At 72.9% G+C, this 12,272-nt stretch carries 10 protein-coding genes; 9 read left to right on the top strand and 1 reads right to left on the bottom strand.

All coding sequences use genetic code 11. From position 1 onward, the window contains the following. Positions 1 to 813, bottom strand: coding sequence for a GntR family transcriptional regulator (locus ACWEFJ_RS06270; RefSeq protein WP_449713107.1), 813 nt, complete (start codon positions 811 to 813; stop codon positions 1 to 3). A gap of 180 nt (positions 814 to 993) precedes the next feature. On the opposite strand from ACWEFJ_RS06270, the gene ACWEFJ_RS06275 reads away from it, so the two are divergent. The 9 genes from ACWEFJ_RS06275 to ACWEFJ_RS06315 all read left to right on the top strand — a co-directional run bounded on the left by ACWEFJ_RS06275 (position 994) and on the right by ACWEFJ_RS06315 (position 12,194). Further along, positions 994 to 2,238: an extracellular solute-binding protein gene (locus ACWEFJ_RS06275; RefSeq protein ID WP_449713108.1), complete on the top strand. Its 1,245-nt coding sequence runs from the start codon at positions 994 to 996 to the stop codon at positions 2,236 to 2,238. Between the two features lie 2 nt (positions 2,239 to 2,240). Continuing rightward, positions 2,241 to 3,194, top strand: coding sequence for a carbohydrate ABC transporter permease (locus ACWEFJ_RS06280; RefSeq protein WP_378092503.1), 954 nt, complete (start codon positions 2,241 to 2,243; stop codon positions 3,192 to 3,194). Beyond that, a complete protein-coding gene (locus tag ACWEFJ_RS06285) occupies positions 3,191 to 4,012 on the top strand; it encodes a carbohydrate ABC transporter permease (RefSeq protein ID WP_449713109.1) in 822 nt (273 codons plus the stop codon). Before ACWEFJ_RS06280 ends, ACWEFJ_RS06285 begins: the two co-directional genes overlap by 4 nt. Positions 4,013 to 4,027: 15 nt before the next feature. After that, positions 4,028 to 5,512: a beta-N-acetylhexosaminidase gene (locus tag ACWEFJ_RS06290; RefSeq protein ID WP_449713110.1), complete on the top strand. Its 1,485-nt coding sequence runs from the start codon at positions 4,028 to 4,030 to the stop codon at positions 5,510 to 5,512. Positions 5,513 to 5,527: 15 nt separating this feature from the next. Continuing rightward, entirely contained in the window at positions 5,528 to 6,910 is a 1,383-nt protein-coding gene (locus ACWEFJ_RS06295; protein ID WP_449713111.1) for a cellulose binding domain-containing protein, read from the top strand. Between the two features lie 162 nt (positions 6,911 to 7,072). After that, positions 7,073 to 8,335 (top strand): MFS transporter, encoded by a 1,263-nt coding sequence (locus ACWEFJ_RS06300; protein WP_449713112.1) that lies wholly within the window; start codon positions 7,073 to 7,075, stop codon positions 8,333 to 8,335. A 23-nt stretch (positions 8,336 to 8,358) separates the two neighbouring features. Continuing rightward, positions 8,359 to 9,762: a pyridoxal phosphate-dependent decarboxylase family protein gene (locus ACWEFJ_RS06305; RefSeq protein ID WP_449713174.1), complete on the top strand. Its 1,404-nt coding sequence runs from the start codon at positions 8,359 to 8,361 to the stop codon at positions 9,760 to 9,762. Positions 9,763 to 9,799: 37 nt separating this feature from the next. Beyond that, complete coding sequence (locus tag ACWEFJ_RS06310) at positions 9,800 to 10,594, top strand: SDR family NAD(P)-dependent oxidoreductase (RefSeq protein WP_378097478.1); 795 nt, start codon at positions 9,800 to 9,802, stop codon at positions 10,592 to 10,594. 379 nt (positions 10,595 to 10,973) lie between these two features. Beyond that, positions 10,974 to 12,194: a hypothetical protein gene (locus ACWEFJ_RS06315; RefSeq protein WP_449713113.1), complete on the top strand. Its 1,221-nt coding sequence runs from the start codon at positions 10,974 to 10,976 to the stop codon at positions 12,192 to 12,194. Positions 12,195 to 12,272: the final 78 nt, after the last annotated feature.

Here is a 12,272-nt window from a genome sequence, read left to right on the forward strand (position 1 = left end):
CTATTGGACGTCCCCGGTGGTGGCCGAGCGGACGGGGCCGGAGGACAGGTCGCCGGGCGGGATGCCCGGGTGGTGTCCGGTCCGCGCGCCGGGCGGCGGCGCGGTCGGCGCGAGCGACAGCCGGGAGACGATCCGGTAGCGGTCGCCCCGGTACAGCGAGTGCACGTACTCGACCGGGCGGCCGGTGGTGTCGTTGGTCAGCCGCTCGAACAGCAGCGCGGGGGCGAACACCGGCACGCCCAGCAGCTCCGACTCGGCGTCGTTGGTGACCGTGGGCTCGATGGACTGCACCGCGTCGCTGACGTGCACGCCGTGGTCGGCGAGCCGGTCGTAGAAGTTGCCCGACTCCATGTCCTCGACCGTGAGGCCGGGCGCGACGACGACCGGGACGTGCAGGTACTCGATCGCCATCGGCGCGCCGTCGACCAGCCGCAGCCGGGCGATGTAGTGGATCTCGGCCGCCGGCGACACGCGCAGCCTGCGGCCCACCCGCGCGCCCGCCGGGATGCGGGCGTGCTCCAGCACCCGGCTCGACCACGCGCCGCCCGCCTGCGGCACGGTCATGGCGCGGTCGCCGGACACCAGCTCCTGGGTGATCTTGGCGGGCGCCACGAACGTGCCGCGGCCGTGCTGGCGGACCAGCAGGCCGGTATTGACCAGTTCGTCCACGGCCGAGCGCAGCGTGGGCCGGGACACCGAGAGCTGGCGGCACAGCACGCGCTCGGCCGGGATGGGCGCGCCCGGCGGGTGGGTCTCGATGAGTTCGAGCAGGTAGTCGCGCACCCGTTCGCGTTTGAGGATCGGTTCGGCCATGCCGCCTCGCTTCGTTCCGCCGGTCGCGGACCAGTATGTCAGACCAGTGGTCAGGTGTGGTCCGGTGACAGAAGAGAACGCTCTCACGGCCGTGAACTGGGTGTTGACTGCCTTATTGGTCTATGCCATCTTCGACACGCTCCACCTGGGTTTACCAATTGGTCAGCTGAGAGGTGAGACGTGCCGAACCGCCCTGTCGCCCTGGTCCTCGCGTCGTTGCTCGCCCTGTCCGCCTGCGGTTCCGAGCCCGGCGCGGCCGGCGGGAAGCAGGACGTCACCGTGTGGCTGATGAAGGACTCGGCCACCGACGACTTCGTCGCCCGCTTCGAAGCCGAGTTCGAGCGCGAGCACCCCGAGCTGGACCTGGACATCCAGGTCCAGGAGTGGAACGGCATCACCCAGAAGGTGACCAGCGCGCTGGCCAGCACCGACCCGCCGGACGTGATCGAGGTCGGCAACACCCAGGTCGCGCAGTACGCGGCCAGCGACGGCGTCACCGACCTGTCCGACAAGGTCGCCGAGCTGGGCGGCGGGGACTGGATCCCCGGGCTGGCCGAGCCGGGCGCGGTGGACGGCAGGCAGTTCGGCATCCCGTTCTACGCGGCCAACCGGGTGGTCATCTACCGCAAGGACCTGTTCGCGGCGGCCGGCGTCACGCCGCCGAAGACCCGCGACGAGTGGCTGGCGGTCACCGAGGAGCTGGACGAGGGCGACACCCAGGGCATCTACCTGCCCGGCCAGAACTGGTACGTGCTGTCCGGGTTCGTCTGGGACGAGGGTGGCGACCTCGCCCGGCGGGACGGCGACGAGTGGGTCGGCTCGCTGAACACGCCGGAGGCGTTGGCGGGCGCGGACTTCTACCGCCGGTTGCAGGCGCTGGGCGACGGGCCGAAGGACTCCGACGAGGCCAAGCCGCAGCAGACCGACGTGGTGGCGGCGGGGAAGGTCGCGCAGTTCATCGCCGTGCCGGGCGCGGCCGAGCTGGTCGCCAAGGCCAACCCCGACCTCGCCGACCAGCTCGGGTTCTTCCCGATCCCCGGCAAGACCGCGGCCACGCCGGGCGCGGTGTTCACCGGCGGCTCCGACCTGATCATCCCGCTCGCCTCCACCCGCCAGGACGGCGCGTACGCCGTGGTCAAGGCCCTGGCCGGGGAGAAGTGGCAGGTCGAGCTGGCCAAGGCGATGAACTACGTGCCCAACCGCACCTCGCTGGCGGACGCGGTCGGCGACGACCCCGGCGCGGTGGCGATGGCGGCGGGCGCGGTCAACGGGCACGCCACGCCGAACTCGCCGAACTGGGCGGCGGTCGAGGCGCGCAACCCGATCAAGGAGTTCCTCACCGCGGTGCTGACCGGCGCGGACCCGGCGACGGCCGCGGCCGAGGCCGACCGGGTGATCACCCAGGCGCTCGCGTCGGGCGCGTAGCCGTGGCGACGACGCTGACGCGGGCGGTGCGGCGCCGCCCGCCGGCCACCCCTCCCTCGCCGCGCCGCCGCGGCACGTCCTGGTGGCCGTACCTGCTGATCGCGCCGACCGTGCTGGCCACCGCGTTCCTGCTGCTGTACCCGTTGGCGCGCAACGTGGTCATCTCGGTGCAGGACTTCGGCCTGCCCCAGCTCGTGCGGGGCGAGGCCCGGTTCGTCGGCCTGGCGAACTACGCGCGGGTGCTGGCCGACCCGGAGTTCTGGGCGGTGGTGCGGCGGACCCTGGTGTTCACCGCGGTCAACGTCGTGCTGATCATGGTGTTGTCCACGCTGGTCGCGCTCCTGCTGGTGCGGCTCGGGCGGTGGGCGCGGCTGCTGGTGATGTCCGGGCTGGTGCTGGTGTGGGCCACGCCGGTGATCGCGGCGACGACGGTGTTCCAGTGGCTGTTCCAGTCCCGGCTCGGGGTGGTCAACTGGGCGCTGGTGGCGCTGGGGTTCGAGGGCTTCCGCGACTACACCTGGTTCGCCGACGGCACGGCCACGTTCGCCATCCTGGTGGCGCTGATCGTGTGGCAGTCGGTGCCGTTCGCGGCGTTGTCGCTGTACGCGGCCATGGTGACGATCCCGGCCGAGCTGTACGAGGCGGCGCGGATGGACGGCGCGGGCGCGTGGCGGGTGTTCGCGACCATCACCTTCCCGGTGCTGCGGGCCATGTTCGGGTTGATCACCTGCCTGGAGGTGATCTGGGTCGTCAAGGCGTTCGTGCAGATCTGGGTGATCTCGCAGGGCGGTCCGGGGCAGGCCACCACGACGTTGCCGGTGTACGCGTTCCAGGTCGCGCAGTCGTTGCAGCGCTACGACCTGGGCGCGGCGGTGTCGATGCTCATGGTGCTGCTGCTCGTGCTGGCGCTGCTGGCGTACTTCCGGCAGCTCTACCGGCAGGAGGAGGTGTCGTGACGGGCCGGGTGTTGCGCGGTGTCGCGGCGGTGGTCGTGTTCGCCGTGTCGGTGTTCCCGGTGTACTGGATGGTGCTGACCGCGGTCAAGCCGACCCGCGACATCCAGGCCGGGACGCCGACGTTCCTGCCGCTGTCGGTGACGTTCGAGCACTTCGGCACCGCGGTGTCGGTGGCGGGGTTCTGGTCGTTCTGGCGCAACAGCCTCGTGGTCGCGGGCGGCGCGGTGCTGTTGTCGCTGGTCGTGGCGCTGCTCGCGGCGTTCGCGGTGGCGCGGCTGCGGTGGAAGGGGCGGCGCGGGTTCGTCCTGATGGTGTTCGTGGCGCAGATGACGCCGTGGGAGGCGCTGCTCGTCCCGATCTACGTGATCGCCCGGGACACCGGGATGCTCGACACGCTCTGGATGCTCACCCTGGTCTACTTCATGATCACGCTGCCGTTCACCGTGGTGACGCTGCGCGGGTTCCTCGCCGCCATCCCGGTCGACCTGGAGGAGGCGGCGCTGGTCGACGGGTGCTCGCGCGCGCAGGCGTTCCGGCGCGTGGTGTTCCCGCTGCTCGCGCCCGGTCTGCTGGCGACCTCGCTGTTCGGGTTCATCACCGCGTGGAACGAGTTCGCCTTCGCCAACGTGCTGATCATCAAGGACCAGGACGACCGGACGCTGCCGGTCTGGCTGTCGTCGTTCAGCAACACGTTCGGCACGGACTGGGGCGCCACGATGGCCGCCTCGACCCTGTTCATGCTGCCGGTGCTGCTGGTGTTCCTCGTCCTCCAGGGCCGCGTGACCACCGGCATCGTCGGTGGCGCGGTCAAGGGCTGACCCGGGGGTGCTCTGGTGATCGTTCCTCGACCGACCCGGCTGGTCCGCCGGCACGGCCGCTTCACGCTCGACCGGGACACCGCGATCCGCGCCACGCCCGGCGCGCAGGGCGCGGCCCGGCTGCTGCGCGCGTCGCTGCGCCCGGCGACCGGCCTGCCGCTGCCGCTGCACGAGGACGGGCGGGTGGTGTTCGCGCTGGACGAGCGGCTGGTGGGGCTCGGCGACGAGGGCTACGCGCTGACCGTGAACGAGCACGCGGTGGTGCTGCGCGCGGCGACCCGGCACGGGCTGGCGCACGGCGTGCAGACGATCCGGCAGCTCGTCACGCCGACCGCGCTGGGCTCGCGGCCGGTGTCCGGGGCGGACTGGGCGCTGCCGGGGGTGGACGTCCGGGACGCGCCGCGCCTGCCGTGGCGCGGGGTGCTGCTCGACGTGGCACGCCGCTTCCAGCCGGTCGCCGTGCTGCGCCGGTTCGTCGACCTGATGGCCGTGCACAAGCTCAACGTGCTGCACCTGCACCTGACCGACGACCAGGGCTGGCGGATGCCGGTGCCGCGGCACCCCCGGCTGACGTCGGTCGGCGGGTGGCGCGCGGAGAGCATGGGCGACGGCGTGCCGCACGGCGGCTCCTACACCCGAGCGGAGCTGACCGCGCTCGTGTCCTACGCGGACGAACGCGGCATCCGGGTGATGCCGGAGATCGAGATGCCGGGCCACGCCCGCGCCGCCCTGGCCGCCTACCCGGAGCTGGGCAACTTCCCCCGCCGGCGCCTGCCGGTGTGGACGCGGTGGGGCGTGAGCGAAGAGGTGTTCGGCGTGGACGACGCCGTGCTGGACTTCTGCCGGGACGTGCTGGACGAGGTGGTGGACACCTTCCCCGGGCCGCACGTGCACCTGGGCGGCGACGAGTGCCCGACCACCGAGTGGGAGTCGAGCCCCGGCGCGCTGCGGCGGGTCCGCGAGGCGGGCCTGGCCGGGCCGCACGAGCTGCACGGCTGGTTCCTGCGCGCGATGGCGGAGCACGTGGTGGGGCGCGGGCGCGTGCCGGTGACGTGGGAGCCGATCGGCGACCCGCGCGCGGTGGTGATGCCGTGGCGCGACGCGGCGGACGCCCGCACGGCGCTGGACCTCGGCCACGACGTGGTGATGGCGCCGCACCGCTCGACCTACCTGGACTACCCGCAGTCCGCCGACCCCGACGAGCCGCCGGGCCAGCCCGGCCTGGTGGTGACCTCGCACGACGTCTACCACCTGCCGCTGCCGGACGGGGTGCTCGGCGCCCAGTGCGCGTTGTGGACGGAGTACGTGCCGACCGCGCGGCACCTGGAGCGGCTCGCGTACCCGCGCCTGGCCGCGCTGGCGGACACGCTCTGGGCCCAGCGCCCGTCCTGGACCGATTTCACGCAGCGGATGCGCGCGCACACCGGCCGCCTGAGCGCGCTGTCCGTGCCCTTGCCGCGAGAGGAGGACGACGCCCGCTCCCCTGTCCCACCCTGCTGACTTGAGGAGAACACAGTGCACGCACGCATGATCGCCGCGATCGGAGCCGCCGCGGTGTCCGTCGCCGCGCTGGTGGCCGCACCGATGGCGCTGGCCGCCGACTCGGTCACCGCCCAGTACCGGACCAGTGCGTCCGGCGCCACGGCCGACCAGGTCGAGCCGTGGTTGAAGCTCGTCAACACCGGTGGCACGACCGTGCCGCTGGCCGAGGTGAAGGTCCGCTACTACTTCAAGAGCGAGACGCCGGACGTCGGCTACCGCTTCGCGTGCTCGTGGGCGGTGCGCGGCTGCGGCAACGTCACCGGCACGTTCGGCACGCTCACCGGCGGTCCCGCCGACCGCTACCTGGAGGTCGGGTTCACCTCGGGCGCGGGCTCGCTCGCGCCCGGCGCCGACACCGGCGACCTGCAACTGCGGTTCTACCGGTCGAACTGGGGCCCGATCACCCAGTCCGACGACTACTCGTTCCGGGCGGCGAGCACCTACTCGGCGTGGTCGCGGGTGACCGTGCACCGGGGCGCCACCCTGCTGTGGGGCACGCCGCCGGGCGGCACCACGCCCACGACGACCACGACGTCGTCCACGCCGCCGAACCCGAACGGCCCGGCGTTGTTCGACGACTTCAACTACACGGGTTCGGGCGATCCGCGGATCGCCCAGCGCGGCTGGACCGTGCGCTCGGGCGGCGGCGGGCCGGGCGTGCCGGGCGCGGTGTGGGACCCGGCGCAGGTGACGTTCCCGACCGTGGACGGCCAGAAGTCGCTGCGGCTGGAGTCGTCGAACAACGGGTCGTCCGCGCGGCAGACCGAGCTGTACCACCAGCGGAAGTTCTTCGAGGGCACGTACGCGGCCCGGGTGAAGTTCTCCGACGCCCCGGTCTCCGGCCCCGACGGCGACCACGTGGTGCAGACGTTCTTCACCATCACGCCGCTCAACAGCAACATGGACCCGGACTACGGCGAGCTGGACTTCGAGTACCTGCCCAACGGCGGGTGGGGCGAGCCGGCCAACATCCTGTACGAGACGACGTGGGAGACCTACCAGAACGAGCCCTGGATCGCCGACAACATCCACACCGCCCAGCGGCAGAGCTACGCCGGCTGGCACGACCTGGTGATCCAGGTGGCCGGCGGCCGGGTGAAGTACTTCGTGGACGGCGCGCAGGTGGCCGACCACGGCGACAAGTACTACCCGGAGACGCCGATGTCGATCAACTTCAACCTGTGGTTCATCTCGGGCGGCCTGGTGGGCACGCCCGGTGACCGCGCCTACCAGCAGCACGTCGACTGGGTGTACTTCGCCAAGGACCAGGTGCTCAGCCCGGCCCAGGTGCAGTCCCGCGTGACGGGCTACCGCTCGTCCGGCGTCGACCACGTCGACACGGTGCCCGCGGCCTGATCCCCGAACCCGGATCGCGGCGGTCGGACCCGCGCCGACCGCCGCGATCCGGTCCCGGCCGGCTGCGGCGGGTGGTCGACCGGTCGCGGTGTGATCTCGACATCCGGTCATCCGAAGTCGCCCTCGCGCAGGTGGCGGGCGGAATGCGAAACTCTTCCGCCTATGCGGCAGATCACTCGCGGGGTCCGGGCGGGGTACGCGACCGGGTCGTTCGTCACCGGCGCGTTCGGCACCGTGCCGGGCCTGCTGCTGTTGCCGTACCTGACCGACGGCCTGGCCGTGCCCGCCGCCGTCGCGGGCCTGCTGGTGCTCGTGCCGAAGGCGTGGGACGTGCTGTTCAACCCGGTGGCCGGCCGGATCAGCGACCGGGCCGGGGTGCGGCGGCCGTTCCTGCTGCGCGGCGGGCTCGCGACGGCGGTGTTGTTCGCGCTGCTGTTCGCCGGGCCGTTCACCGGGGCGGGCGCGGCGGTGTACGTGGCGCTGGTGTTCCTGGCCTGCGCGACGGCGTACGCGTTCTTCCAGGTGCCTTACGTGGCGATGGCCGCGGAGATCACCGAGGACTACGACGAGCGCACCCGGCTCATGGCGTGGCGGATGGCGTTCCTGGCGCTCGCGATCCTGGTCAGCGGCGCGGGCGCGCCCGCGGTGCGCGACGCGGTCGGCTACCCCGGCATGGGCGTGGCGGTCGCGGCGCTGATGGTCCTGGGCACGCTCGCCACGGTCGCCGGCACCCGCGGCGTCCCCGCGTCACGGCGGGTGTCCACGTCGGCCGGAGCCAGTGAACTGGCCTCGGCGGTGCGCGGGTCGCGGCCGTTCCGGTCGCTGCTGGCGGTGTTCGTGGTGCAGGCCGTGGGGCTGGGCACGATGCTCGCGGGCGTCGACTACTTCGCCCGCCTGGTGCTGGGCGAACAGGGGTTGCAGACCGCGTTGTTCGCCGGGTTCGTCGGGCCCGCGCTGCTGGTGATGCCGCTGTGGCAGCGGGTCGGGCGCCGGCACGGCAAGCGGGCCGGGCTCGTCGCCGCGTCGGCGCTGTTCGCGGTCGCGGTGGGCGGGCTGACCGCGTCGCGGGTGCTGCCGGTGCCGGTGGTGTTGGCGCTGATGGCCGTGGTCGGCGTCGGGTACGCGGGGATGCAGGTGTTCCCGCTGGCCATGCTGCCGGACGTGATCAGCGCCGAGGAACGGCGGACCGGCGCGACGCGGGCGGGCCTGTTCTCCGGCGTGTGGACGGCCGGTGAGACGTTGGGGCTCGCCCTCGGCCCCGGCGTGTACGGCCTGGTCCTGGCCGCGGGCGGGTACGTCGCGAGCACCGACGGCACCGCCGTGCAGCCCTCCGGCGCGGTGACGGCCGCGCTGCTCGGATTCACCGCCATCCCGGCCGTGCTGGCGCTGGCGGCCCTGCCCCTGCTGCGTGAGGAGACCGCGTGACCGAGGACGTGCCGGCCCAGGACGTGCCGGCCCAGGACGTGCTGGCGGAGTTGCGGGCGCTGCGAGCCGGTGACCTGCCCACGCACGGCGGCCGGACGCTGGCCTACGTGTACGACAGCGCGCTGCCGGGGCTGGACGAGCTGGCGGCGTCCGCGCACGCGTTGGCGTCGTCGGTCAACGGGCTCGACCCGACCGCGTTCCCGAGCCTGCTGCGGCTGGAGAACGACGTGGTGCGCACCGCGGCACGGTTGCTCGGCGGCGGTGACGGCACGGTCGGCACGGTCACGTCCGGCGGCACCGAGTCGTGCCTGCTGGCGGTCGTCGCGGCGCGGGACGCCCGGCCCGACGTCGAGCGGCCGTCGATGGTGCTGCCGGAGACCGCGCACGCGGCGTTCCACAAGGCCGCGCACTACTTCGGGGTGCGGGTGGTCGCGGTGCCGGTCGACCCGGTGACGTTCCGGGCGGATCCGGTGGCGATGGCGGCGGCGATCGACCCGTCCACGGTGCTCGTGGTGGCCAGCGCGCCGTCGTACGCGCACGGGGTGGTCGACCCGGTCGCGGAGATCGCCGCCGCCGCGCTCGACCGCGGCGTCCGCTGCCACGTGGACGCGTGCATCGGCGGCTGGGTGCTGCCGCACGCGCCGGACGTGCCGCCGTTCGACTTCTCCGTGCCGGGCGTCACGAGCATCTCGGTGGACCTGCACAAGTACGCGTACTGCCCGAAGGGGACGTCCGTGCTGCTGCACGCGTCGGCCGACCTGCGCCGGCCGCAGTTCTTCGCGTCGGCGGCCTGGCCCGGTTACACGATGCTGAACTCCACCACGCAGTCCACCCGGTCCGGTGGCCCGCTGGCCGCCGCCTGGGCGGTGCTGCGGCACATCGGCGACGACGGGTACCGCTCACTGGCCCGTCGGGCGCTGGAGAGCACGCGCGTGCTGCGCGAGGGCATCGCCGGGATCGACGGGTTGCGGGTGCTGGGCGAGCCGTCCGCGACGCTGCTCGCGGTGACGAACGCGCGGGACGACTTCGACGTGTTCACCGTGGCCGACGAGATGAAGGCGCGGAACTGGTACGTGCAGCCGCAGTTCGCCCACCGCTCCTCCCCCGCCAACCTGCACCTGACCGTGACGGCGGCGAACGCCGGGCACGAGTCGGAGCTGCTGGAGGACCTGCGGGCGTCGGTGAAGGCCGCCGTCGAGGCCGGGCCGGTGCGGGTCGCGCCGGAGGTCCTGGCGTACGTGGGCGCGCTGGAACCGGACTCGCTCACGCCCGACGAGTTCGCCGGGCTGCTCGCCGCGGCCGGGATGGGCGGCGACGGCGGCGTGCTGCCCGAGCGGATGGCGACGGTGAACACGCTGCTCGCGGCGGCGAGTCCGGCGCTGCGGGAGCGCCTGCTGGTGGAGTTCCTGGGCGCGCTGTACTCGTGACCGGCGGCGGCGCGCCGGGTGCGCGATCATTGCCGGCATGCACCTGGATCTGAGCGGGAAGACGGCGCTGGTCACCGGTTCCACGCAGGGCATCGGCGAGGCGATCGCGGTGGCGCTGGCGCGGGCCGGCGCGCGGACGGCGGTCAACGGCCGCAAGCCCGACGCGGTGGACGAGGCGGTGGCGCGGCTGCGCGAGGCCGCGCCGGGTGCGGACGTGGTGGGCGTGGCGGCCGACGTGTCGACCGCGGAGGGCACGGCGTCGCTCGTCGCCGCGGTGCCGGAGGTCGACGTGCTGGTCAACAACGTCGGCATCTTCGGCGCGCGGCCCGCGCTGGAGATCAGCGACGACGAGTGGCGGCGGTACTTCGAGGTCAACGTGCTGGCAGCGGTGCGGCTGACCCGTGCGTACCTGCCGGGGATGCGGGAGCGCGGGTGGGGCCGCGTGCAGTACATCGCCAGCGACTCGGCCGTGGTGATCCCGGCGGAGATGATCCACTACGGGGTGTCCAAGACGGCGCTGCTGGGCGTGTCGCGCGGCTTCGCCAAGGAGGCGGCGGGCAGCGGCGTGACGGTGAACTGCGTGATCGCCGGGCCGACGCACACCGGCGGGGTGGAGGACTTCGTCTACCAGCTCGTGGACCGCTCGCTGCCCTGGGACGAGGCGCAGCGCGAGTTCATGCGCCTGCACCGGCCGCAATCGCTGCTGGGCCGGCTGATCGAGCCCGAGGAGATCGGCAACCTGGTCGTGTACCTGGCCTCGCCGCAGGCGTCGGCCACCACGGGCGCGGCGGTGCGCGTGGACGGCGGGTACGTCGACTCGATCCTGCCCTGACCTCCGCACGTCCACGACGTCACCTCTTTTGGTCGATTCACCAAACCCGGCGCGGGCGCTAGCCTTGTCCCGGCATTCCGCCGGAATCTCCCCGCCGCCGACCTTTCCCCGAATTCGATCACGCCGCCGACACTGATCGCTGCCGCCGACACCGCGGCCCGAGAACCCGACCGGATCCGCTGCACGGAGGCGTTCCCGGTGCTCAGCGGACTCGTGGTGCGGTGATCCCCGGTCCGTCGACCTCGCGCCGACCGATTTTCCGTGCCACGGCACGAAATGTCGGATTCGGGCTGCCCGCCTGCGCGCGTTCGTCGGCGGCGACGCCCCAGAACGCGATATCGCACTCGATTCACATTCGATCCGAAACGAGGGTTGACCGATGAAGAACGCGTTCCGAAGATCTTTTGCCCTGGTAAGCGCGCTCGCTTTCTTACCGCTCCTGACGCTCCCCGCCGCGGCGGCCGAGCCGCTGTCCGCCGACGCCGTGGCGGCCATGACGCCGGAGCGGCAGGCCCGGGTGCTGGAACCGCTGCGACTGGCGGCGGACGCCGCGGCGCGGGTCGGCCAGGAGTCCCGGGCGGACATCTACACCCAGGTCGAGATGGCCCCGGACTACCGGTCGGTCAACGTCTACCTGACCGACGTGCGGCAGGGCCGGGCGTTCGTGGCCGAGGTCCGCAAGGCCAACCCCGCCGTGGACGCGCGGCTGATCAACGTCGTGCCGGCCAAGAAGTCCCGACAGCAGCTCAAGGCCGAGATCTCCGCCCTCACCAGCCGCGCCGACCTGCCGTTCACGGTGAGCCGGGCGGGCAGCTCGGTCGACGGCGGCGTCATCGAACTCGCCGTGGACGACCCCGGCGCCGCGCGGTCCTACCTCGCCTCCCCGGCCGTCGCCCAGCGGCGCGCCGCCACCGGCGCCACCGAGGTCCGCGTCGAGCAGGCCCCGCCCGCGACGCCCCTGAGCCGTTGGAACGACAGCTCCCCGTTCTACGCCGGGGCCGCGCTCGGACCCGCGTACGGCGCGGAGTCCTACTGCACCAGCGGCATCCCCGCCGTCAGCACCTGGGACGGCCGCCAGTGGCTGGTCACGGCCGGTCACTGCTACAACGTCGGCGACCACGTCTGGGCGGCGGGCGGCAACTACATCGGCCAGGTCAAGTACGAGCTGCCCGCGGTCGACTCGGCGTTCATCGAGACGCCGACGCTGCGCTACACGTGGGACGGCGTCGACGCGACGGGCTACACCCGCTACCTCAACGGCGTGCGCAACGTCGCGGTCGGCGACTTCACCTGCCAGCTCGGGTACAACTCCAAGGTCGTCTGCAACATCAGGACCGTGTACGCGGGCACCATGAGCTGGACCGTCAACGGCACGACCGTGTGGGGCAGCTACGGCGTCCCCCACTACGGCGGCGTCGTCGGTCGCGGCGGTGACAGCGGCGGCCCCGTCATCTACCTCAACGACCCGAACTCGCGGCAGCTCAACGGCATCGTCAGCGTCGGCTGGGGGTGCGGCACGTCCGGGTGCACCACCGCGCTGGGGTGGGTCGACGTGTGGTCGATCTTCAACGCGTTCGCCATCAAGCTGAACCCGTCCTGACCCCGCGGGCGCGATCGCCGGAGCAGTGGATCGCGCGGGACCCGCGCCGCGCCGACCGGGTCCTCGCCCGGCTCGGTC

Source organism: Actinosynnema sp. NPDC004786, assembly GCF_053601135.1.